General features: G+C 67.1%; 25 protein-coding genes. 13 read left to right on the top strand and 12 right to left on the bottom strand.

Going from position 1 to position 20,194, the window contains the following annotated elements; genetic code table 11:
- Positions 1–61: 61 nt before the first annotated feature.
- On the top strand, positions 62–349 hold the full coding sequence (locus tag GV161_RS06735) for an SH3 domain-containing protein (RefSeq protein ID WP_152015436.1): 288 nt from the start codon (positions 62–64) through the stop codon (positions 347–349).
- A gap of 108 nt (positions 350–457) precedes the next feature.
- Here GV161_RS06735 and GV161_RS06730 read toward each other — a convergent pair whose 3' ends face one another.
- From GV161_RS06730 to GV161_RS06720, 3 genes are read right to left on the bottom strand one after another with little or no spacing between them, the layout of a single operon-like run.
- A complete protein-coding gene (locus tag GV161_RS06730; protein ID WP_152015437.1) occupies positions 458–1,060 on the bottom strand; it encodes an HD family hydrolase in 603 nt (200 codons plus the stop codon).
- Positions 1,060–1,695, bottom strand: a complete 636-nt coding sequence (locus GV161_RS06725) for a DNA-3-methyladenine glycosylase I (protein WP_152015438.1) — start codon at positions 1,693–1,695, stop codon at positions 1,060–1,062. Before GV161_RS06725 ends, GV161_RS06730 begins: the two co-directional genes overlap by 1 nt.
- Entirely contained in the window at positions 1,692–2,579 is an 888-nt protein-coding gene (locus GV161_RS06720) for a folate-binding protein YgfZ (protein ID WP_152015439.1), read from the bottom strand. Before GV161_RS06720 ends, GV161_RS06725 begins: the two co-directional genes overlap by 4 nt.
- A gap of 285 nt (positions 2,580–2,864) precedes the next feature.
- Between GV161_RS06720 and GV161_RS06715 the strand changes: the two genes are divergently transcribed.
- The 4 genes from GV161_RS06715 (at position 2,865) to GV161_RS06700 (ending at position 5,881) form a co-directional block, all read left to right on the top strand.
- A complete protein-coding gene (locus tag GV161_RS06715) occupies positions 2,865–3,527 on the top strand; it encodes a dihydrofolate reductase family protein (RefSeq protein ID WP_152015440.1) in 663 nt (220 codons plus the stop codon).
- Positions 3,528–3,643: 116 nt separating this feature from the next.
- The gene (locus GV161_RS06710; RefSeq protein ID WP_152015441.1) at positions 3,644–4,066 is read left to right on the top strand and encodes a YciI family protein; all 423 of its coding nucleotides are present in this window, start codon (positions 3,644–3,646) and stop codon (positions 4,064–4,066) included.
- 81 nt (positions 4,067–4,147) lie between these two features.
- On the top strand, positions 4,148–4,570 hold the full coding sequence (locus GV161_RS06705) for a YciI family protein (protein ID WP_152015442.1): 423 nt from the start codon (positions 4,148–4,150) through the stop codon (positions 4,568–4,570).
- A gap of 42 nt (positions 4,571–4,612) precedes the next feature.
- Positions 4,613–5,881: an RNA polymerase sigma factor gene (locus GV161_RS06700; protein WP_152015443.1), complete on the top strand. Its 1,269-nt coding sequence runs from the start codon at positions 4,613–4,615 to the stop codon at positions 5,879–5,881.
- A gap of 31 nt (positions 5,882–5,912) precedes the next feature.
- On the opposite strand, the gene GV161_RS06695 is transcribed toward GV161_RS06700, so the two are convergent.
- Complete coding sequence (locus GV161_RS06695; RefSeq protein WP_152015444.1) at positions 5,913–6,788, bottom strand: NAD(P)-binding domain-containing protein; 876 nt, start codon at positions 6,786–6,788, stop codon at positions 5,913–5,915.
- A gap of 186 nt (positions 6,789–6,974) precedes the next feature.
- Here GV161_RS06695 and GV161_RS06690 point away from each other — a divergent pair, with 186 nt between their 5' ends.
- Complete coding sequence (locus GV161_RS06690; RefSeq protein WP_152015445.1) at positions 6,975–7,322, top strand: helix-turn-helix domain-containing protein; 348 nt, start codon at positions 6,975–6,977, stop codon at positions 7,320–7,322.
- Here the strand turns inward: GV161_RS06690 and GV161_RS06685 are convergent, their stop codons facing one another.
- From GV161_RS06685 to pdxH, 5 genes are all read right to left on the bottom strand, one after another.
- The gene (locus GV161_RS06685; RefSeq protein WP_244543908.1) at positions 7,323–7,592 is read right to left on the bottom strand and encodes a hypothetical protein; all 270 of its coding nucleotides are present in this window, start codon (positions 7,590–7,592) and stop codon (positions 7,323–7,325) included.
- Positions 7,593–7,867: 275 nt separating this feature from the next.
- Entirely contained in the window at positions 7,868–8,317 is a 450-nt protein-coding gene (locus GV161_RS06680) for a TIGR02301 family protein (RefSeq protein WP_152015446.1), read from the bottom strand.
- A complete protein-coding gene (locus GV161_RS06675) occupies positions 8,314–8,808 on the bottom strand; it encodes an NUDIX domain-containing protein (protein ID WP_348521246.1) in 495 nt (164 codons plus the stop codon). Before GV161_RS06675 ends, GV161_RS06680 begins: the two co-directional genes overlap by 4 nt.
- Positions 8,805–9,527, bottom strand: a complete 723-nt coding sequence (locus GV161_RS06670; RefSeq protein ID WP_152016228.1) for an SDR family oxidoreductase — start codon at positions 9,525–9,527, stop codon at positions 8,805–8,807. The genes GV161_RS06675 and GV161_RS06670 overlap by 4 nt, the downstream gene beginning before the upstream one ends.
- A gap of 71 nt (positions 9,528–9,598) precedes the next feature.
- Positions 9,599–10,201, bottom strand: a complete 603-nt coding sequence (gene pdxH / locus GV161_RS06665; RefSeq protein ID WP_244624150.1) for a pyridoxamine 5'-phosphate oxidase — start codon at positions 10,199–10,201, stop codon at positions 9,599–9,601.
- A gap of 247 nt (positions 10,202–10,448) precedes the next feature.
- On the opposite strand from pdxH, the gene GV161_RS06660 reads away from it, so the two are divergent.
- From GV161_RS06660 to GV161_RS06640, 5 genes are all read left to right on the top strand, one after another.
- The gene (locus GV161_RS06660; protein ID WP_244624151.1) at positions 10,449–10,802 is read left to right on the top strand and encodes an RT0821/Lpp0805 family surface protein; all 354 of its coding nucleotides are present in this window, start codon (positions 10,449–10,451) and stop codon (positions 10,800–10,802) included.
- A gap of 84 nt (positions 10,803–10,886) precedes the next feature.
- Positions 10,887–11,804 carry a J domain-containing protein gene (locus tag GV161_RS06655; RefSeq protein ID WP_152015449.1) on the top strand — a complete coding sequence of 306 codons (918 nt, stop codon included), beginning with the start codon at positions 10,887–10,889 and terminating at the stop codon, positions 11,802–11,804.
- 106 nt (positions 11,805–11,910) lie between these two features.
- Positions 11,911–12,750 (top strand): enoyl-ACP reductase FabI, encoded by an 840-nt coding sequence (fabI, locus tag GV161_RS06650; protein WP_152015450.1) that lies wholly within the window; start codon positions 11,911–11,913, stop codon positions 12,748–12,750.
- A 108-nt stretch (positions 12,751–12,858) separates the two neighbouring features.
- The gene (locus GV161_RS06645; protein WP_152015451.1) at positions 12,859–13,113 is read left to right on the top strand and encodes an AbrB/MazE/SpoVT family DNA-binding domain-containing protein; all 255 of its coding nucleotides are present in this window, start codon (positions 12,859–12,861) and stop codon (positions 13,111–13,113) included.
- Positions 13,107–13,427 carry a type II toxin-antitoxin system PemK/MazF family toxin gene (locus GV161_RS06640; protein ID WP_152015452.1) on the top strand — a complete coding sequence of 107 codons (321 nt, stop codon included), beginning with the start codon at positions 13,107–13,109 and terminating at the stop codon, positions 13,425–13,427. The genes GV161_RS06645 and GV161_RS06640 overlap by 7 nt, the downstream gene beginning before the upstream one ends.
- Here GV161_RS06640 and folK read toward each other — a convergent pair.
- From folK to folP, 3 genes are read right to left on the bottom strand one after another with little or no spacing between them, the layout of a single operon-like run.
- Positions 13,415–13,939 (bottom strand): 2-amino-4-hydroxy-6-hydroxymethyldihydropteridine diphosphokinase, encoded by a 525-nt coding sequence (folK, locus tag GV161_RS06635; protein ID WP_152015453.1) that lies wholly within the window; start codon positions 13,937–13,939, stop codon positions 13,415–13,417. The two genes, GV161_RS06640 and folK, sit on opposite strands and share 13 nt — an antisense overlap.
- Positions 13,936–14,304 (bottom strand): dihydroneopterin aldolase, encoded by a 369-nt coding sequence (gene folB, locus GV161_RS06630; RefSeq protein WP_152015454.1) that lies wholly within the window; start codon positions 14,302–14,304, stop codon positions 13,936–13,938. Before folB ends, folK begins: the two co-directional genes overlap by 4 nt.
- Positions 14,301–15,134, bottom strand: coding sequence for a dihydropteroate synthase (gene folP / locus GV161_RS06625; protein ID WP_152015455.1), 834 nt, complete (start codon positions 15,132–15,134; stop codon positions 14,301–14,303). Before folP ends, folB begins: the two co-directional genes overlap by 4 nt.
- 144 nt (positions 15,135–15,278) lie before the next feature.
- Here folP and GV161_RS06620 point away from each other — a divergent pair, with 144 nt between their 5' ends.
- Both GV161_RS06620 and GV161_RS06615 read left to right on the top strand, forming a co-directional pair.
- Positions 15,279–15,875: a histidine phosphatase family protein gene (locus GV161_RS06620; protein ID WP_152015456.1), complete on the top strand. Its 597-nt coding sequence runs from the start codon at positions 15,279–15,281 to the stop codon at positions 15,873–15,875.
- A gap of 222 nt (positions 15,876–16,097) precedes the next feature.
- Positions 16,098–20,105, top strand: coding sequence for a Pls/PosA family non-ribosomal peptide synthetase (locus tag GV161_RS06615; RefSeq protein WP_152015457.1), 4,008 nt, complete (start codon positions 16,098–16,100; stop codon positions 20,103–20,105).
- Positions 20,106–20,194 lie beyond the last annotated feature (89 nt).

The following is a 20,194-nucleotide window of genomic DNA, read 5'->3' as shown; positions in this document are numbered from 1 at the left end:
TGCCATTGCAACTGCGTGTCACGGCGCGGGGCGTGCCGGTTGACGATCAGGGGACTTGTTCATGACCGCCACCCGCCTCGGCCTGCTCGCTGCCGCTTTCGCCGCCGGCCTCGTGACGACGCCGGCCTTCGCCCAGAACCGCTGCGCCGTCACCGACCCGACCGGCACGCCGCTCAACATCCGCGAGACGCCGAATGGCGAGATCATCGGCCGCGTCACCAACGGCGCCGGCATCCGCGTGATCAACACCAGCTCCGACGAGCGCGGCCGGGCCTGGGCGCTGATCAGCCCGCGCGGCCGCAACCATGTGGTCGGCTGGGTCTATCGGGAATTCGTGTCCTGTTATTGAGCAAGGGCGTCATGCTCGGGCTTGACCCGAGCATCTCGAAAACCAGTGCCTTCTCGTCCTGAGATTCTCGGCCCTTCGCTGCGCTCCGGCCGAGAATGACGCATGGGATTACTGCCCTGTTAGCTCCGTAAACCGCTTCAAAAACGCCCCCTGCGCCTGCTCCGTCGCCTGCGGCTCGAGCAGCGCCAGCACCTCGCGCGGCAAGGCTTGCGGGCGGCCGAAGAAGCGCAGTGCTTCCTCGCGCTCGAAGCCGGCGAGCTCGGTCGCCTCGAGGAAGGCCGAGATCTTGTCGGCGTCCTTGGTCTTGCGCTTGACGATGGCGGGCGTCGCAGCCGGCAGCCCGAAGCGCAGATGGATCGCCGCGAGCAGGCGCAACTCGACGCCCTTATAGGCATCGCCCATCACCGCCTTGAACGGCGAGATCATGTCGCCGATGACGTATTCCGGCGCATCGTGCAGCAGCGCCATCAGCCGCCATTCCCGCGACCAGTCGGGATTGAGATGGCCAGCGATCGCCTCGACCAGCAGAGAGTGCTGCGCCACCGAGAAGGAATGCGCGCCGCGGGTCTGGCCGTTCCAGCGTGCGACGCGGGAAAGACCATGGGCGATGTCCTCGATCTCGACATCGAGCGGCGAGGGGTCGAGCAGATCGAGCCGCCGGCCCGACAGCATGCGCTGCCAGGCGCGCGGCGGAGCGGGCGGCTTCACCATCAGGCGGCGGGGCGCGTGTCGCGGGCGAGCGCCGCGCATTCCTCTCGCCGGAAACAGCCGGTGAGGTGGTCGTTGACCATGCCGCAGGCCTGCATCACCGCATAGACGATGGTCGGGCCGCAGAAGGTGAAGCCGGCGGCCTTGAGCTCCCTTGAGATCGCCTTGGAGACGGCGGTCTCGGCCGGAACCTGCTCGTGGGTGCGGAAGCTGTTCTGGATCACGCGCCCGTCGAGATGCTTCCAGAGGAAGTCATTGAAGGGGCCTTTTTCGCTCAGCCTGAGATAGGCCTGGGCATTGCGGATGGTGCCCTCGATCTTGCCGCGATGGCGCACGATGCCGGCATCGGCCAGGAGCCGCTGGACATCGGGCTCGCCGAAGCGGGCGACGGTCTCGGGCTCGAAGCCGGAAAAGCCGGTGCGGAAGGCGTCGCGTTTTCGGAGGATGGTGATCCAGGACAGGCCGGCCTGGAAGCCGTCGAGCATCAGCTTTTCCCAGAGCGTGCGGGAATCGTATTCCGGCACGCCCCATTCGGTGTCGTGATAGGCGAGATAGAGCGGATCGCTCCCCGGCCAGATGCAGCGATATTTGCCGTCGGGACCCTCGACCGCCGCGCGCCCGCCGGTGACGTCACTCATGCCGCTGCTCCGAATTCTGGCTCGCCCGGAAAGGGGAAGCGAATGAAGGACGGCTTCGGCGCCAGCGTGAAGGCGAGGCCGCCGGCATCGAGCCTGTGGCCGGCGGCGAGCGCGTCCGCCACTCGGTCGAGCCGGAGCAAGGCAAGGCCGCGGCCATTGGCGCAGGAGCCGACACGGCCGAGCGTCTTGCCGCCGGCGCTGGCCTCGACGCCGTCATCCGGGTTGATGCCCTCGCTGAAGACGATCGGCACGATCCGCGAGCGGGCGGTGCCGCGGTGCTGCATGCGCGAGACGACCTCCTGGCCGATATAGCAGCCCTTCCTGAAGGAGACGCCGCCGAGCTGGTCGAACAGCGCCTCATGCGGAAAGGCGTCGCCATAGAGGAAGTCGCGCCCGCCATCGGGAATGCCGAGGCCGATGCGGCGGGCGTGATAGTCGTCCATCGAAGCATCGACGAGCTCGTCGGCACCATCGCGGTCGACGATGGCGCGTTCGCCGAGCTCTGGCAGGCGCGGATCGGCATAGACCAGCCCGGCTTCGGCCGGCAGCCTGCCGCCATCGGTCGCCGCGATCACCGCCGCGCTCTCGCTGAGATCGTCGAGCGTGACCTTGGCGCGCAGCTTGTAGAGCTTCAGCTTCTTCATCAGGTCGGAGATCTGGAGCAGGGGCGTGTCGAGCAGGAAGCCGCCGCCTTCCGCGTCCGGCACGGCGACGATCAGAAAATCGCCGATGATCTTGCCTTGCGGTGTCAGCAGCCCGCCGTATCCGGCGCGTTCGACCGTCACGGTCTCCATTGCGTTGGTGACGATGTTGTCGAGGAAATCGCGGGCGTCGCCGCCGCTGACGCGGATGACGCCGCGGTCGACCAATCTGGTTGCCGGCATGGTGGGGCTCTCTGAGCGATCGCTGTTTCGGCGCGGGCGCCGTTCGCCCCGATAGTTAGGGTGCTTCGGCCAAAGGCTCAACCAATGCGGCGATGGACCCAGGAAATGGGTGCCGTATGCCGCGCGGCCGTCCCGGTGAATTTTTTTTGAGGACCTGTCGATCCGGCGTTTTCCCATTCGACGTGTCAGCAAGAAGCAGCGGAGGTCGCAGGTCGTTGCCGCCTTCGCCCGAGCTTCGAAAGACGCGATGCGGGACCAGGCTCCCGCGAGTTCGGGAGAGATCAGATGAGACAAGTCGTTGCCGCCACTTTCGTGTCCCTCGACGGCGTCATGCAGGCGCCGGGCGGCCCGCAGGAGGATCCGCAGGGCGGCTTCAGCCATGGCGGCTGGACCTTCCAGTACTGGGACGAGGCGATGGGCAAGGTCATGGACAAGGCCCTGTCCGACGAGTTCGACCTGCTGCTCGGGCGCCGGACCTATGACATCTTCGCGGCGCACTGGCCCTATGCCGGCGACGATCCGATCGCGGTCAAGTTCAACGCCATTACCAAATATGTCGCGACCTCGGAGCCGCAGACCCTGGCCTGGCAGAACAGCGTCGCGCTGCGTGGCGATCCTGCCGCTGAGGTCGCAGCGCTGAAGCGCCAGGATGGGCGCAAGCTCCTGCTGCAGGGCTCGAGCGAACTGATCCAGGCGCTGTTGGCCAAGGACCTGATCGACGAGATCACGCTGCTGACCTTCCCTGTCGTGCTCGGCAAGGGCAAGCGGCTGTTCGGCTCGGGCGCCATGCCCGCCGCCTTCAAGCTGGTCGAAAGCAGCGCGTCCAGCACCGGCGTCATGATGGCGACCTATCGCCGCGAGGGCGAGGTCACGACCGGTTCGTTTGAGTTCGCCGAACCGAGCGCTGCTGAAATCGCCCGCCGCGAAAAATATGCAGCCAAGGGCTGAAAAAACTTTCGGACCTTGTCGATCGGGGCGCGCTTCGTTCGACGTGAAGACAGAGGGCGGGAATTCTCCCGCTCCATACCGAAGCAAAATCAACGCGTAGAGATGGGAGAAGACCGATGCGTGTCATGGTTCTGGTCAAGGCCAACAAGGACAGCGAAGCCGGCGTGATGCCGGACGAGGCCCTCCTCACCAAGATGGGCGCCTACAATGAGGAGCTGGTGAAGGCCGGTGTGCTGCTGGCGATGGACGGGCTCCATCCGAGCGCGAAGGGGCTGCGCATGCGCTTTTCGGGCGCGCAGCGGACGCTCACCGACGGCCCCTTCGCCGAGACCAAGGAGCTGCTCGCTGGCTTCTGGATCTGGCAGGTCCGCTCCTTCGACGAGGCAGTCGAGTGGCTGAAGCGTGCGCCCTTCGATGGCGACACCGAGATAGAGCTGCGCCCGATCTTCGAGATGGAGGATTTCGGCGAGGCGATCACGCCGGAACTGCGCGAGCAGGAAGAGCGCGTGCGGGCGGAGTCGGCGAAGCTCGCCGGCTGACCGGACCAAGGCTTTCAATTCCATTCAACCCGGAGGGTGCGAGGCGAGGCCTGCACCCCTCCAACCAAGCGGAGAAGACCGATGCGCTTCATGGTGATGGTCAAGGCGACCAAGGACAGCGAAGCTGGTGCGCCGCCGACCCGGGAACTGGTCGACGCGATGATGGCCTACAATGAAGAGCTGGTGAAAGCCGGCATCATGAAGGGCGGTGACGGCCTGCAGCCGAGCGCGAAGGGCGCACGCGTGCAGTTTGACGGCGAGAAGCGGTCCGTCGTCGACGGGCCGTTCGCCGAGACCAAGGAGCTGGTCGCCGGCTACTGGCTCTGGGAGTGCAAGTCGCTCGACGAGGCGGTTGCCTGGGTCAAGCGCTGCCCCAACCCGATGCCCGGCCCGTCCGAGATCGAGATCCGCCCGGTCGTCGACATCGCCGATTTCGGCGAAATGGTCTCGCCGGAAGCTGCCGCGACCTGGGACCGCCTCAAGAACGAGGTCGGCAACGGCTGAGCCGCTTGCCAGCCCCGATGTTGATGGTGTGTATCGCAAGCCATGACGGCAAGCGATGCACACCGCGCCATCGAGGCGGTCTTCCGGATCGAGGCTCCCAGGCTGATCGCGGGCCTCGCTCGCGTCACCCGCGATGTCGGCCGGGCCGAGGAGCTGGCGCAGGACGCGCTCGTTGCTGCGCTCCAGCAATGGCCTGATGAGGGTGTGCCGCGCAATCCCGGCGCCTGGCTGATGCAAGCGGCGAAGCACCGCGCGCTCGACGGCCTCCGACGCGCCAGGATGCTGCAGCGCAAGCATGAGGAGATCGGCCGCGACCTCGACGAAGAGGACGATCCGATCGCCGGGATCGAGGAAGCGCTCGACGACGAGCTCGGCGACGACCTGCTGCGGCTGATCTTCACCGCCTGTCACCCGGTTCTCGCGGTCGAGGCGCGATTGGCGCTGACGCTGCGCCTGATCGGCGGCCTCACCACCGAAGAGATCGCCCGCGCCTTCCTGGTGCCGGAGCCGACGATGGCCCAGCGCCTGGTCCGGGCGAAGAAGGCACTGGCCGAGGCCAAGGTGCCCTATGAAGTGCCACATGGCCCCGAGCTGGCGAACCGCCTCGCCTCAGTGCTCGAGGTGGTCTATCTGATCTTCAATGAGGGCTATGCCGCGACCGGGGGCGAAGACTGGGTGCGCCCGGCGCTCTGCCAGGAGGCGATGCGGCTCGGGCGCATTCTCGCCGGCCTCGCGCCGCAGGAGCCGGAGGTGCACGGCCTCGTCGCGCTGATGGAGTTGCAGGCCTCGCGCCTGCGCGCCCGGATCGGGCCGGATGGCGAGCCGGTACTGCTGCTCGACCAGAACCGGGCACGCTGGGACCGGTTGCTGATCAATCACGGCCTCAAGGCGCTGGAAACGGCGCGTAGGCTTTCGGCAGGGCCCAGCTCTTACGTCCTGCAGGCCGAGCTCGCGGCCTGCCATGCCCGCGCCAACACCGCCGGGGAGACCGACTGGCGCAGGATCGCGGCCCTCTACGGCGCCCTCGGCGAGCTGACGCCCTCGCCGGTGATCGAGCTCAACCGGGCGGTGGCGATCTCGATGGCGGAGGGGCCGGCAGCGGGGCTGGTGCTGGTCGATGCGCTCGCTTCCGCACCGGCATTGAAGAATTACCACCTGCTGCCGAGCGTGCGCGCCGATTTCCTGGTCAAGCTCGGCCGGCATGGCGAGGCTGAGGCCGAATTCACCCGCGCCGCCGGCATGACCCGGAACCGGCGCGAGCGCGATTTGCTGCTCGGCCGGGCGGAGACGGCGCGAAAGGCGGCCGGCTGAAACCGAGCGCAGCCGTCTGGCGGGCCGTTCTTCAGCGCATGAACTGCGAGATGGCGGCAAAATCGTCCTGGCGATGGCCCGCGGCGATCGCTCTGCGGAAAAGGTCGTCCTGCGCCTTGGGGACGAGATCATTCAGGCCGCGTTCGGCGCAGAGCTGCAAGAGCAGGCCGAAGGCGCCGTAATGGACGTCGAGTGAGGCGAGGGTCTCCGCGTCGGCGGCAAAGCGGCGATCGCGGATGCGGGCGACCAGATCGACCACAGCGCCCTCGACGACGGGCAGGAAGGCCTGCCGATGTTCCTCGAACAGGTCGAGCGCGATGCCCTCGGCCTGACAGATCGCGGCCGCCTGGAACTGGCCGAAGAGCGCGCCCCACATCTGCCCGAGCAGGGAAAGGTCGAGCGCCGAGGCGTGGCCGACATCCTCGCCGACGAATTGCGGATTGCCGCCGAGCGCCAGGAGGACGGCCTGGTTTGTGTCGAACAGGGCCCGAGGTCCGGAATAGAGGATGGTGCCGCCGGGCTCGCCGATGAAGTTCGGCGTCGCCATGATCGCGCCGTCGAGATAGCAGGTGCCGTTGCCGGCTGCCCACTGCGCCTGTTCGCGCGCCTGGTTCGGCGAGCCGGAAGAGACCTGAATGATCAGCTTGCCGCGCAGGGCGGCCGCAGTCTCCGGCACCCGAAACAGCCTGTCCGAATCGGCATAGGTGCTGACGCAGACGACGATGATGTCGACTGCCGCTGCGGCGGCAGCGACCGACGGCGCGACACTCGCGCCCTGGTCTGCAAGAGCTGAAGCCTTGCCGGGCGAGCGATTCCAGACATGGGTGGGGATGCCGGCCTTCAAAAAGGCCTGGGCGAGGGCGGCGCCCATGCGGCCGAGGCCGATGACGGAAACAATGGCACTCATCGATGGCTCTCCTGACAGGGTGGGAGCACGACTGCGATAGAAGGCAGGCCTTCGACCGCGCAGCGTCGCGCTCGCTCTGGGGTTTGGCGGACGCCGGCCCATGCCGGCGGCTGCGCAGGAGATTTCTCAGTTTTATTTTTTATTTCAATTACTTACATGAAGGTAAGTAGTCGGTTGGAGAAGGCTATGCCAGTCAGGGTCAATTTGCCGGACGAATGCGGTCTCGGCCAGGCGCTGTCGGTGATCGGCGGGCGCTGGAAATCAGTGATCCTGTGGGAGCTGCACGAACGGGCGCTGCGCTTCGGCGAATTGCGCCGGCGCCTGCCGGGGATCAGCGAGAAGGTGCTCTACGAGCAATTGCGCGAGATGGAGCGCGACGGCGTCGTCAGGCGCGAAGCTTTCGAGGAAGCAGTGCTGCGGGTCGAGTATTCGCTGACGCCAGCCGGGGCGGCGCTCAACGACGCCGCGCATACTCTGGCGCTATGGGGGCTCGCTCATGCCGGCCGCGGCGAACTCCCGGTCGCCGCCGAATGATCAGTGGCGCGTGCCGGTGGTGAAGTTGCCGCAGCGGATCTTCTCCGGCAGGGCCTCGGCGAAGACAGCGGTCGCCTCCTCGCCATAGGTCTCGACCAGCGTGCGCATCGCCGCGAACAGGGCGGCATGGGCGAGCGAGTCGGAGTCGAGCCCGTCCTGGCGCGCCTCGATGAAGGCGTCCTCGACATAGCAGTAGGCCACGCGGCGGGCGTCCTTGACGTCCTCGGCGAGGGTCGGGTCGAGCGGCAGGTCGTCGGAGAGAGCGGACATGAAGGCAGCGGTATCCGGCGTCGAAAGGAACCTGTCGGACGGAGCAGGCGCGCATGAGCCGCGACTGTTCCAGTGATTTGCCCGGTAAGGATACGATCCGTCGACAGCGGGCGCCATCACGGTCTTTAAGAAAGGTTAATTCTCGGGGGACAATTCTGCTTAAGAATGGCGCAAGCCCGTGCCGAAACCGCGTCGCCAAGCCTCCTGGAGGATGCAAAACGGGGATTTCACCCTGTGCCAAAATCTCTGATTGTCCCGAAAACGGGCATCCTGCTCTAGCCGCCGAAGCGGCTCGCCAGCGACTTGGCGAGTTTTTCGCCCTCCTGGGCGAGGCGGGCGGAGGCCTCCTGCGTGCCGTCGCTACAGGTGCGGTGCGTCGCCGAATAGGCGCGGTAGCCGCGGTTATAGGCGCTGGCCAGCCGCTCGCGCCGCTGCGGCGAGCGGCCTTCCGACTCGAGCAGCGTCGCCATGCGTTCGCGCCAGTCCTGGGCCTCCCGGGCTTCGCAGAGCGTGCGCAGATAGGCGAGCGAGCCGATGATCTCGGCGAGCTGCAGCAATTGCGGCTCATAGGGCGGGGCGGGCGATTCGGGTTCCGGCGGAGCCGGCTCGGCGGGGCGTTGCTGCTGCTGTTGAGGCGGGGCGGGCCGCCGCGTCTGCGCCAGCAGCGCCTGCGGGCTCGCGGTCAGTCCGGCGAGCATCAGGGCTGCGAGCGCGCTTTTCGTCATAAGCCAGCGTCGCCAGCGACAATGGCGGCAGCGCGGCGCAGCACGTCGCCGAGTTCGCGTGTCGTCGGCAGGCCGCCGAGCTTGAGCGGATCTGCCCACATCACGGCACCGGCTTCGGGACCCGGCCGCGGCTCGCCGGAGAGCCATTCTCCGACGAAGGAGGCGATGACGAAATGATGGGTCACCGCGCCTTTGGGATCGCGGCCGACGATCTCGACATGGCGGTTGAAGCCGACGATCCGCGCGCTGACGCCGACCTCCTCCTCCAATTCGCGCAGCGCCGCCTCCTCCAGGCTCTCGCCGGCCTCGACCTTGCCGCCGGGCAGAGACCAGAGCTGGTCGGCCGGCGGCTTGGTCCGCGTCGCCAGCAGGACCTTGCCGTGGCGGAAGACGGCGATCGAGGCGGCGAGCACCGGACGCGCCGCGGCGCGGGCGGGATTGGGGAAGCGGATGACTCGATTGTTGTCCTGGCCGTTGTCCTGCCCGCTCACACGTGCTGCCCGCCATTGATGTGGAGTTCGGCGCCGGTGACGTAGCTCGAGGCATCTGTGCAGAGGAAATGGATCGCCTTGGCGACCTCCTCGGTCTTGCCGAGCCGCCCGAGCGGCAAGGTCGCGACGATCTTCTCGGTGCCGGGGGAGAGGATGGCGGTGTCGATCTCGCCCGGAGAGATCGCATTGACGCGGATGCCGAGCGGGCCGAAATCGGCGGCCATCTCGCGGGTCAGGCTGGCGAGCGCCGCCTTCGAGGTCGCATAGGCCGCCCCGGCGAAGGGGTGGACGCGCGAGCCGGCGATCGAGGTGACGTTGACGATCGCGCCCCTCGCTGTGGTCAGTTCGTCGAGCAGGCCGCGCGCCAGCATGATCGGCGCGAAGAAGTTGACCTGGAAGACCTGGTGCCAGTCGTTGAACGAGGTCGTGGCCGCACCGAGCCGGCCGCCCTTCGGTCCCTTCGGCGAGATGCCGGCATTGTTGACCAGCGCATTGAGCTTGCCGCCTTCGGCGGCGAGGCGCTTCTTGATCTCGGCGATGCCGCGCATTGTGTCCTCGGGATCGCCGAGGTCGATCTGGACATGGTCGTCCGCGCCGGACGGCCAGGGGCATTTGTCGGAGAAGGCCTGGCGTGAGCAGGACAGGATGCGCCAGCCGGCCATGGCGAACTGCATCACCGTGGCATGGCCGATGCCGCGGCTGGCCCCGGTCAGCAGCATCACCGGGCGCTTGCCGGGCTCCGTCTTCGGGAAGTCGAACTTGGGCATGGCCATGTGCTTGTGACTTTCCCTCAGGGGTAGAGCCGCGCCTTCGTCCAGGCGTCGCCCGGCGTGGCACGGCGGAAGACGATGCGGTCATGCAGGCGGAAGGCGCCGTCGCGCCAGAACTCCATGTAGACCGGGGCGATGCGGAAGCCGGTCCAGTGCGGCGGGCGCGGCACCTCGCTGACGCCGAACTTCAGCGCATAGCTCGCCACCGCTTTTTCAAGCGCGAACCGGCTCTCCAGCGGCCGCGACTGCTGCGAGGCCCAGGCGCCGATCCGGCTGTCGCGCGGACGCGACTGGAAATAGGCATCGGCCTCGGCGTCGCTGACGCGGCTGACCGGGCCGCGGATGCGGACCTGCCGACGCAGGCTCTTCCAGTGGAACAGCGCAGCCGCCTTGGGCTGGCCGGCGAGTTCCTCGCCCTTCTGGCTCTGGGTGTTGGTGTAGAAGACGAAGCCCTCGGGGCTGCGGCCATTGAGCAGGACCATGCGGGAATTGGGCATGCCGTCGGCGTCGACTGTCGAGAGCGCCATGCCGTTCGGATCGTTCGGTTCGGAGGCCTTGGCCTCCTCCAGCCAGCTCTCGAACAGGGCGAAAGGCTCGCTCGCTTCGGTGAAGTCACCGCTCATTAACGCATTCACGTGCTTAATCCTCGGAGTTTCAGGAAGCGTTGGGCGAGCGCGATCCGCAATGCGGTTTGATTTGGTAGTCATATATAAGCCCCGCGCGCAGCGGAGCCAGAGGCCGCATGAGCGCAGGCCCCTTGCATCGGGGGCATCCCTCGTCGGCGCGCTCCTGCTCGGACTGGCCTCGGCCGGCTGCTCGATCTCCTTTCCGATCATCGGCCTCTCCAGCAAGGCCGAGGACGAGGTCGCGATGACCACCGCCTCGGTGCTGCCGGCCCGCGCCGTCGAGGGCAAGAGCCCGCTCGTCGGGCTCGCGCCCGATCTCGGTCCCGAGGACTGGCGCCGGGCGGAAGGCGCCATGGCGCTGGCGCTCGATCCGCAGGGCAATGGCGCGCCGGTCTCCTGGGACAACACCCAGAGCGGCATGAAGGGCACGTTCACGCCGGTCGGCGGGCCGTTCCTGAAATCGGACGAGATCTGCCGCGCCTTCCTGGCCTCGATGAGCCTGCAGACCGGCCCCGTGAAACTGCAGGGCACCGCCTGCCGGCCGTCCGGCGGTGAATGGGCGGTGACCGACGCCAAGCCGTGGAAAGGCACGGTTTAAGCCTGTTGCAACTGCGCCACAGTCTTCCCATCTAGGATGCGGTTCCGCTACGCCGGAATACGAAGCCTCCGGGGGTGTGTTTGAATGCGTGATCCGTATCAGGTTCTGGGCGTGGCGAAATCGGCCGATGAGGCCGAGATCAAGAAGGCTTATCGCCGCCGCGCCAAGGACCTGCACCCCGACCGCAACCAGGGTGACCCGAAGGCGCAGGAGAAATTCTCCGAGCTGAACACCGCCTATGAGGTTCTCGGCGACGCCGACAAGCGCAAGCAGTTCGATCGTGGCGAGATCGACGCCGAGGGCAAGCCGCGCTTTTCCGGCTTCGAGGGCATGGGGGCCGGGCGTCGCGGCGCGCAGCATGGCGGCTTCGATTTCCATTTCGACGGCGGCGGAGGCCCCGGCCGCGGCGGCGATCCCGGCTTCGATCCCGCCGACATCTTCGGCTCGCTCTTCGGCGAGGCTGCCAGGCGCGGTGGCGGGCGTGGCCGGCAGAGCCAGCCGCAGAAGCCGCCGGAGCAGAGCTTCAGCCTCGAGGTCGGCCTGGCCGAGGCGGTCAATGGCGGCACGCGCCGGGTGAAGCTGCCCGGCGGGCGCGAGGTCGAGGTGACGATCCCCGAGGGCGTCGCCGACGGCAAGGTCATGCGCCTGCGCGGTCTCGGCCAAACGCATCCGCTCACCGGCGAGGCCGGCGACGTGCTGATGACGATCAAGGTGAAGCCCGATTCCCGCTTCACCGTCGACGGCATCGACCTGCGTGCGCGCGTTGCGGTGCCGCTGGCGACGGCGGTGCTGGGCGGGCCGATCCATGTGCCGACGCTGTCGGGCGCCGTCGAGATGAAAGTGCCGCCGCTGACCGGCACGGCGCGCCAGTTCCGCCTGCGCGGCAAGGGCCTGCCCGGCGCCAAGAAGGGCGAGCATGGCGACCTCTTCGTCTCGATCGACATCGAGATGCCCAGCGAGGATGCCGAGCTGACCGCGCTGATGAAGGCGCGGGCTGGCTGAGACGCCTGAACAGGATTTCGGCACAGGGCGCTTCCACCCTTCGGCCGCCTCGGTTATGAGACCGTCCGGTTCCCTTTTGCCGGTTCGTCCAGTTCGAAGGTCTCAGATGCCTGAATCCAGCAGCGCCGCCCCGACCGCCAACCTCCTGCGGGGCAAGCGCGGTCTCGTCATGGGCGTCGCCAACAACCGCTCGATCGCCTGGGGCATCGCCAAGGCTGCGGCGGATGCCGGCGCCGAGCTCGCCTTCACTTATCAGGGCGATGCCTTGAAGAAGCGGGTCGAGCCGTTGGCGCAGCAGCTTGGCGGCCATGTCGTCGGCCATTGCGACGTCACCGACGGGGCGACGATCGATGCGGTCTTCGCCGAGATCGAGAAGCTCTGGGGCAAGCTCGACTTCGTCGTCCACTGCATCGCCTTCTCCGACAAGGACGAGTTGACCGGCCGGTATGTCGACACGACCGAGGCCAATTTCTCGAAGTCGCTGCTGATCTCCTGCTATTCGTTCACGGCGATCACACAGCGCGCCGAGAAGCTGATGCCGGATGGCGGCTCGCTGCTGACGCTGACCTATTACGGCGCCGAGAAATGGATGCCGCACTACAACGTCATGGGCGTCGCCAAGGCGGCGCTGGAATCGAGCGTGCAGTATCTCGCCGCCGATCTTGGCCCGTCGAAGATTCGCGTCAACGCGATTTCAGCCGGGCCGATCAAGACATTGGCGGCCTCGGGCATCGGCGATTTCCGCTATATCCTGCGCTGGAACGAATACAATTCGCCGCTGCGCCGCACCGTCACGATCGAGGAGGTCGGCGAGACTGCGGTCTTCCTGGTCTCCGACATGTCGCGCGGCATCACCGGCGAGGTGATGCATGTCGATGCCGGCTATCATGTCGTCGGCATGAAGGTGCCGACCGCGCCGGACATCTCGCTCGACAAGGGCGAGTGAGGGCTGAGGCCCGCCCGCAACGGCGCGCTGCAGACGACGTTTCTGTAGCTACTTTGTTGTAACGAGGCGACGCGTCGCCTATCTTGCTCGCGAGAGTGGGAGAGGGCCATGCTGAGCGCAGTCAAGAAATTCGGGAACTCGGCCGGCGTGCTGATCCCCAAGCCTTTGCTGGCCGAGATCGGCGCCAAAGCCGGCGACAGCGTCGAGCTCAGGGTCGAAGGCGGACGCATCGTGATCGAGCCGGTCATCCGCCCGGCGCGCGCTGGCTGGGCCGAAGATTCGCAGCGTCTCGCACGGGAACAGGACGACGAACTCGTCTGGCCGGAATTCGGCAATAGCGAAGACGCGGCCTTGGCATGGTGAAGCGCGGCGAGATCTGGCTGGCCGCGCTCGACCCGACAGTCGGCGGCGAAATCCAGAAGACATGCCCCTGTCTCATCATCTCGCCGCCGGAAATCCACGATTATCTGCGGACCGTCATCGTCGCACCGATGACGTCCGGCAGTCGGCCTGCCGGCTTCCGTGTGCCGGTGCAGTTTCAGGGCATCGATGGCTTGATCCTGCTCGAGCAGAGTCGTGCGCTCGACAAGCAAAGACTTCGGAAGAAGCTCGGCAGCGTTTCCGACGCGACCCTCGGACAGGTACTGAAGACCCTGCGGGAGCTCTACGCGGATTGAGCCGGTGAGGCGGCGCGCAGCCGATGCGTTCCGTCCTCATCCAGACTGACATCCTGGCTCGCGATTGCCATCAGCAGATCGGTGACGCTCCGCTCTCCGATCATGACCGCCGGCGCGATCTCCGCCAGCGGCGCCAGCACGAAGGCGCGCTCGGCGATGCGCGGATGCGGGACCTGGAGGCCTGGCCGGTCGATCGTCTCCGCGCCATAGGTCAGGATGTCGATGTCGAGCGTACGTGGCCCCCAGCGCTCGCGCCGCTCGCGGCCGCTCTCGCGCTCGATGTCGAGGCAGAGCGCAAGCAGGTCGTCGGCGGTGAGCGAGGTCTCGATCAGCACCGCCATGTTGCGGAATTCCGGCTGGTCGAGCTTGCCCCAGGGCGCCGTGCGCCAGACCGAGGAGACGGCCTTGAGCTCGGCTGCAGCATGAGCACGCAGCCGCGCCAGCGCCGCCGCGAAGGCCGCCACGGGATCGCCGAGATTGCCGCCGAGGCCGAGCGTCGCCTTGACGCTCACCGCGTGAAGTCCAGCTTGATCCCGACCGAATCCATGCGGCCGGGAATGGGCGGGGCGGGCTTGCGCAGCGTGACCGCGACCTTGGTCACGGCGGGGTATCCCGCCAGGATCGCCTCGGCCAGTGCCCGCGCCGCCGCCTCGAGCAGTTTGAAGCGCTTGCCCGAGAAGGTGCGTGTCACCAGGCCGACGACCTCGCCATAGTCGACGGTGTCGGCGATGTCGTCGCTGAGCGAGGATACCCGCAGGTCGCAGTCCAGCACCAGGTCCATCGAGAAGCGCTGGCCGAGCCGGCCTTCCTCGGCGAAATGGCCGTGATAGGCGTAGAGGTCGAGCGCCTCGATGAAGATCTGCCCGGTCGCGCTCATTGTGCTGCTCCGATCGCCGCCCAGATTTTCAAGGCGTCGACATGCTCGTCGACGTCATGGGCACGGATGATGGCGGCGCCTTGGGTGACGCCGTAAAGATGCGCGGCGATGCTGGCGGCGACGCGCTCGGCCGGCACCGCCTTGCCGATGACATGGCCGAGCACCGATTTGCGGGAAGCGCCGAGCAGGACCGGGCAGCCGAGCTCGCCGAGGCGGCGAAGCTCCTTCATCAGCAGAAGCGACTGCTCGGCGGTCTTGCCGAAGCGGCCGATGCCGGGATCGACGACGATCTGGCTGCGTGGCACGCCGGCTTCGATGGCGATTTCGATCGAGCGTTCGAGGAAGCGCATGACGTCGGTGAGGATATCGAGCCCGGGATCGACCTCCTCGCGGTTGTGCATCAGGACGATCGGTGCGCCATGGCGGGCGGCGACGCCGGCAATGGCGGGCTCGCGTTGCGCGCCCCAGACATCGTTGACGATCGCGGCGCCGGCTTTCAGCGCGGCCTCGGCGACTTCGGCCTTGTAGGTGTCGATCGAGATCGGGATGTCGCTCTGGGCGGCGATGCCGGTGATCACCGGCAGGACACGGGCAAGCTCGCTTGCCGCATCGAGGCGGATATGGTCGGGCCGTGTCGACTCGCCGCCGACATCGACGATATCGGCACCCTGCCGCACCAGCGTCAGCCCATGCGCGACCGCCACGGCGGGGTCGGCGAAGAGGCCGCCATCGGAAAAGGAATCCGGGGTGACGTTGACCACGCCCATCAGCAGGGGCCTGTGGCCGAGGTCGAGCCTGCGGCCATCCGGTAATGTCAGCGTGGCGTTCATGCGACTGTCGAGCGATGCGAGAGCCTGCCTCTTACACAGGGTAGCGAGGCGCGGCCACCACAAAGCTCACGAGGCAGTGAGGGCGGCCCCTGCGGCGCTTTCGCCGCTTTGACGTTGCTGTCGCTAGCGTGCATGAGGCGAAGCATGACTCCGCTGACGATTCCCGGCCGCCTCTTCCTCGTTCGCCACGGTGAAACCGACTGGAATCGCGAGGGCCGGTTGCAGGGCGGGAAGGACATTCCGCTCAACTCGCTCGGCCGGATGCAGGCTGAGGAGGCGGCGCGCCGGCTCAAGGCGCTGACGCCGAACTACGCCAGCGTGGACTATCTCTGCTCGCCGATGGAGCGGGCGCGCGAGACGATGACGATCCTGCGCCGCGAACTCGATCTGCCATCAGACGGTTTCCGCATCGACGAGCGCTTGCGCGAACTAACCTTCGGCGACTGGGAAGGCTTCACCTGGCGCGAGATCCGCAAGAGCGAGCGCGAGCTCGCACAGGCCCGCGAAAGCGACAAATGGGGCTTCGTGCCGCCCGGTGGCGAGAGCTACCGCATGCTGGCGGAGCGTATCCGGCCGGTGCTCGAGGGGCTGGCGCCGGACACGGTGATGGTCAGCCATGGCGGTGTGGCGCGGGCGGTGCTGGCGCTGATCGGCGCCGTCGGCACGGCCGATGCGGCGCGCGTCGAGATCTGGCAGGGCAAGATCCTCGTGGTCGAAGGCGGCAAGGCGACCTGGATGTGACGTTCGGCCGCCAAAAGCGGACGGTCACGTGATCGCACCCGGGTCTTCAGGCTTGCCGTTCAGCCGCGGTTAAGCCACATCTGCTCCTATACGGCCGGCAAGCGAGCTTCCGCGCGGCTGCGGGGTGTCCGGCCTAGGTTTGATGGACGTGTCGTCATGGGGTGGCGGCCGCCCGGCATGAGGTGCAGTCCAGGCGTCGGCCGGGACCTGCGGCGGAGCAGGATGAACGACATCACCACAGTTTCGGCCGGTACAGCCGGCTCGGGCGTGACGGCGCTCGCGATGCTGGCCGGCGAGAAGCGGCCCGATTTGCTGCGCGACGAAGTGCTCGCCGAGATCTTCGCAGCGAGCGTCGCTGCACGTCCCGATCACCCGGCGATGATCTGTGGTGATCGCCGGCTGAGCTATGTGCAGGTCTGGGAGCAGGCCCAGGCCCAGGCCCGTGGCCTCGCGCTCGCTGGTGTTGGGCCCGGCGACATGGTCGGCCTGTGGATGCCCCGCGGCATCGAGCTCCTGGTGGCGCAGATCGCCATCACGCTGTCGGGCGCCGCCTGGCTGCCCTTCGACGCGGAAGCGCCGGTCGAGCGCATCGCCATCTGCCTCAACGATGCCAGCGCCAAGGGGCTGGTGACGCAGACCGACTGGAAGGCGCGCGCCGCAGCGACTGAACGCACGGTCTGGTGCCCGCAGCAACTGGCCCAGGCGAGCGATGGCAAGCCGATGCCGACCCGCCCTGCCGGGCTGACGGCGGATCACCCGGCCTATCTGATCTACACCTCTGGCTCGACCGGCGTGCCCAAGGCGATCGTCATCAGCCAACGCAACATCTGCCATTTCCTGCGCTCGGGGAATGCGCTCTACGGGATGGGTCCGGAGGACGTCGTCTTCCAGGGCGCCTCGGTCGCCTTCGACCTGTCGATGGAAGAGATCTGGACGCCCTATCTCGTCGGCGCGACCCTGTTCGTCGCGACGCCGCAGATGATGGGCGATGCCGAGAAGCTGCCGTTGATCCTGAACGATGCCGGCGTCACCGTGATCGACACTGTGCCGACCCTGCTCGGCATCCTGCCCTCCGACGTGCCCTCGCTGACATTGATCCTGCTTGGCGGCGAGGCGTTGCCGCCCTCGATCGTGCAGAAATGGTCGAAGCCCGGCCGGCGCATCTTCAACACCTACGGGCCGACGGAAGCGACGGTGGTGGCGACAGCCGCCCCGGTCGAGCCGGGCGAGACGGTGACGATCGGCCGGCCGATCCCGAACTACACCGCCTATATCGTCGACGACGAGATGAAGCTGACTGGCGTCGGCCAGCAGGGCGAACTGCTGATCGGCGGTCCCGGCGTCGCCAAGGGCTATCATCTGCGCCCCGAGCTCACGGCCGAGAAGTTCATCGCCAATCCGTTCGGCGGAAGCGGCAGCGATCCGATCCTCTATCGCTCCGGCGACGCCGTCAGCCTCGACGAGAACGGCAACATCGTCTTCCACGGCCGCATCGACGACCAGGTCAAGATCCGCGGCTTCCGCGTCGAGCTCGGCGAGATCGAGACGGCGCTGTCGGACGAGGCCGGTATCAGCCAGGCCGCCGTGGTGTTGCGCACTGACGACGGCATCGAGCGGCTTGTCGCCTTCCTGGTCGGCGAGCCAGGCGTGCAGATCGAGGGCTCGGTGCTGCGGGCGTCGCTGCGCGAGAAGCTGCCGCCCTATATGATCCCGGCGCATTTCGAGCCGGTCGGCTCGCTGCCGCGCATGATCTCCGGCAAGGTCGACCGCAAGATGCTGAAGGCCGCGCCGTTGACGGCGCCGGCCGCGAGCGGCGAGCAGGAGCCGCCGCGCAACGAGACCGAGGCCGCCCTGCTCGACGCGGCCAAGCGCGTGCTCGGTGCGCAGGCGCTGCCGCTGGAGGCCGACTTCTTCATCGATCTCGGCGGTCATTCGCTGCTGGCGGCGCGCTTCATCTCGATCGTGCGCGAGACGCCGGCCTATGCCGGCATCACCCTGCAGGACGTCTACGGCGCGCGCACCTTGCGGGCGATGGCGGGACTGCTCGACTCACGCGGCGTGCGCGCCGAGGAAGACCTCTCCTTCACGCCGCCGCCGCTGCGGCGCCGCTTCTTCTGCGGCCTGGCGCAGGCGATCGCGCTGCCGATCATCATCAGCCTGTCGACGGCGCAATGGCTCGGCATCTTCGTCAGCTACATGCTGCTCTCGGGCGAAGAATTGTCGGCGATGGCGCAGGTCTTCGCGCTGCTCGGCATCTATGTCGCGATCACGCTCGTCACCGGCTTCATCGCGATTGGCCTGAAATGGCTGGTGCTCGGCCGGACCAAGCCCGGCACCTATCCGCTCTGGGGCGTCTATTATTTCCGCTGGTGGTTTGCCTCGCGCGTCGCCGGGCTCGTGCACATCAAATGGCTGCAGGGCACGCCGGTGATGCGCTTCTACTGGCGCCTGCTCGGCGCCAAGGTCGGGCGCGACGTCATAATCTCCGACTACGAGGCCGGCGCGATCGACCTCGTCGAGCTCGGCGACGGCACGACGCTGGGATCGAAGACCACCTTCGCCAATGCCGAGGCGATCGGGGCCGATTTCATCATCGGCCGGATCACCCTCGGCAAGGACGTCTATGCGGGGTCCTCGGTGGTGTTCGGCCATGGCTGCACCGTTGGCGATCACGCCGAGATCGGCGACCTCACGGCGATCGCGCCGGGCGCGCAGATCGGCGCGGCCGAGATCTGGGATGGTTCACCCGCCCGCAAGACCGGCACGGTCGATGTCGAGTCCCTGCCGCCGCAAGCCGAAGCGAGCGCCGGCCGGCGGGCGGCGATGACCCTGTTCTACATCGTCATGTTGATCGTGCTGCCGCCGATCAGCCTCTTGCCGATCTTCCCGGCCTTCTGGCTGTTCGACAGGATCGACAACTGGGTCGCGACCTGGTCCGATGTCAGCTATCTCTGGTACCTGCCGATCCTGACCTGGCCGACGGCGATCGGCCTGATCACCGTCACGGTCTTCCTGATCTGCGCGCTGCGCTGGGCGATCCTGCCGCGCGTCTCCTCCGGCAGCTATTCGATCCATTCCAGCTTCTACGCCCGCAAATGGACGGTAGCGCTGGCGACCGAGGTGACGCTGGAGACGCTCTCCTCGCTGTTCGCGACGATCTATATGCGCTTCTGGTACCGGATGATGGGCGCAAGGATCGGGCAGGGCGCGGAGATCTCGACCAACCTCTCCGGGCGCTATGACATCACCGGGATCGGCGCCGGCAACTTCATTGCCGACGAGGTGATCTTCGGCGACGAGGACATGCGGCGCGGCTATATGCGCCTCGACATGACCCGGACCGGCGAGCAGGTCTTCGTCGGCAACGATGCGGTGGTGCCGCCGGGTGCGGTGATCCCCGACAAGGTGTTGATCGGTATCAAGTCGAAGCCGCCCGCGAACGATCTGATGAGCGCCGGCGACACCTGGTTCGGCTCGCCGCCGATCAAGCTGCCGACGCGGCAGAAGGTCGATCTCGGTGCCGACTGGACCTACAAGCCCTCGACGGGCAAGAAGCTGGCGCGTGCCGTCTTCGAGGCGCTGCACACCTCCTTCCCGGCGATGCTGTTCATCACCTTCGGCACGCTGGCGGTCGATCTCGTGCTGCAGCAGAAGATCTTCGACCGCGACTGGACTGGCCTGGCGCTCGCCTTCATGGGCTGCGCCGTTCTGATTGCCATCACCCAGGCGCTGATCTGCGCGCTGATGAAATGGCTGCTGATGGGCGTCTACAAGCCGGTGATGAAGCCGATGTGGTCGTTCTGGGCGATGCGCACCGAGGCGATCGCCGTGCTCTATTGGGGTCTGGGCGGCAAGGTGCTGTTCGACTATCTGCGCGGTACGCCGTTCCTGCCCTGGTTCCTGCGCCTGTTCGGCGCGCAATACGGCCAGGGCGTCTGGCTGGATTCGACGGATATCACCGAGTTCGACTGCATCAAGGTCGGTGATTTCTGCACCGTCAACGCCCATTCGGCCCTGCAGACGCATCTCTACGAGGACCGGGTGATGAAGGTCGGCAAGGTCACGCTCGGCAAGGGCGTCTGCGTCGGCGCCGGGGCGACCGTGCTCTACGACACCCATGTCGGCGACTACGCCCAGATCGGCCTGCTTACCGTGATCATGAAGGGCGAGAACCTGCCGGCGAACACCCGCTGGGAGGGCGCTCCGGCTGTGCCGGCAAGCGGGCACTGAGGTCGCACGACCGACAACTCTCTGCCCGTCGGCCTGGCCACATTGCCTTCAGCGTGTTCCGACATTATATGACCATAGTGGTCATATCG

The sequence above is a fragment of the Bosea sp. 29B genome (assembly GCF_902506165.1).
In the GTDB taxonomy this organism is placed as follows: domain Bacteria; phylum Pseudomonadota; class Alphaproteobacteria; order Rhizobiales; family Beijerinckiaceae; genus Allobosea.
Note: the sequence above shows the minus strand (reverse complement) of the source record. Positions and strands in the feature narration are given on the sequence as shown.

Excerpts from the sequence above, each read along its gene's own strand:
- GV161_RS06730 (WP_152015437.1), bottom strand. The coding sequence starts at position 1,060 with ATGGTGAAGCCGCCCGCTCCGCCGCGCGCCTGGCAGCGCATGCTGTCG.
- GV161_RS06670 (WP_152016228.1), bottom strand. The coding sequence starts at position 9,527 with ATGCTGCTGACCGGGGCCAGCCGCGGCATCGGCCATGCCACGGTGATG.
- GV161_RS06680 (WP_152015446.1), bottom strand. The coding sequence starts at position 8,317 with ATGACGAAAAGCGCGCTCGCAGCCCTGATGCTCGCCGGACTGACCGCG.
- GV161_RS06715 (WP_152015440.1), top strand. The coding sequence starts at position 2,865 with ATGAGACAAGTCGTTGCCGCCACTTTCGTGTCCCTCGACGGCGTCATG.
- GV161_RS06685 (WP_244543908.1), bottom strand. The coding sequence starts at position 7,592 with ATGTCCGCTCTCTCCGACGACCTGCCGCTCGACCCGACCCTCGCCGAG.
- GV161_RS06725 (WP_152015438.1), bottom strand. The coding sequence starts at position 1,695 with ATGAGTGACGTCACCGGCGGGCGCGCGGCGGTCGAGGGTCCCGACGGC.
- pdxH (WP_244624150.1), bottom strand. The coding sequence starts at position 10,201 with ATGAGCGGTGACTTCACCGAAGCGAGCGAGCCTTTCGCCCTGTTCGAG.
- GV161_RS06690 (WP_152015445.1), top strand. The coding sequence starts at position 6,975 with ATGCCAGTCAGGGTCAATTTGCCGGACGAATGCGGTCTCGGCCAGGCG.
- GV161_RS06615 (WP_152015457.1), top strand. The coding sequence starts at position 16,098 with ATGAACGACATCACCACAGTTTCGGCCGGTACAGCCGGCTCGGGCGTG.
- GV161_RS06640 (WP_152015452.1), top strand. The coding sequence starts at position 13,107 with ATGGTGAAGCGCGGCGAGATCTGGCTGGCCGCGCTCGACCCGACAGTC.
- folP (WP_152015455.1), bottom strand. The coding sequence starts at position 15,134 with ATGAACGCCACGCTGACATTACCGGATGGCCGCAGGCTCGACCTCGGC.
- GV161_RS06620 (WP_152015456.1), top strand. The coding sequence starts at position 15,279 with ATGACTCCGCTGACGATTCCCGGCCGCCTCTTCCTCGTTCGCCACGGT.
- GV161_RS06705 (WP_152015442.1), top strand. The coding sequence starts at position 4,148 with ATGCGCTTCATGGTGATGGTCAAGGCGACCAAGGACAGCGAAGCTGGT.
- GV161_RS06735 (WP_152015436.1), top strand. The coding sequence starts at position 62 with ATGACCGCCACCCGCCTCGGCCTGCTCGCTGCCGCTTTCGCCGCCGGC.
- GV161_RS06710 (WP_152015441.1), top strand. The coding sequence starts at position 3,644 with ATGCGTGTCATGGTTCTGGTCAAGGCCAACAAGGACAGCGAAGCCGGC.
- folB (WP_152015454.1), bottom strand. The coding sequence starts at position 14,304 with ATGAGCGCGACCGGGCAGATCTTCATCGAGGCGCTCGACCTCTACGCC.
- GV161_RS06695 (WP_152015444.1), bottom strand. The coding sequence starts at position 6,788 with ATGAGTGCCATTGTTTCCGTCATCGGCCTCGGCCGCATGGGCGCCGCC.
- GV161_RS06655 (WP_152015449.1), top strand. The coding sequence starts at position 10,887 with ATGCGTGATCCGTATCAGGTTCTGGGCGTGGCGAAATCGGCCGATGAG.
- GV161_RS06700 (WP_152015443.1), top strand. The coding sequence starts at position 4,613 with ATGACGGCAAGCGATGCACACCGCGCCATCGAGGCGGTCTTCCGGATC.
- GV161_RS06720 (WP_152015439.1), bottom strand. The coding sequence starts at position 2,579 with ATGCCGGCAACCAGATTGGTCGACCGCGGCGTCATCCGCGTCAGCGGC.
- fabI (WP_152015450.1), top strand. The coding sequence starts at position 11,911 with ATGCCTGAATCCAGCAGCGCCGCCCCGACCGCCAACCTCCTGCGGGGC.
- GV161_RS06660 (WP_244624151.1), top strand. The coding sequence starts at position 10,449 with ATGACCACCGCCTCGGTGCTGCCGGCCCGCGCCGTCGAGGGCAAGAGC.
- GV161_RS06645 (WP_152015451.1), top strand. The coding sequence starts at position 12,859 with ATGCTGAGCGCAGTCAAGAAATTCGGGAACTCGGCCGGCGTGCTGATC.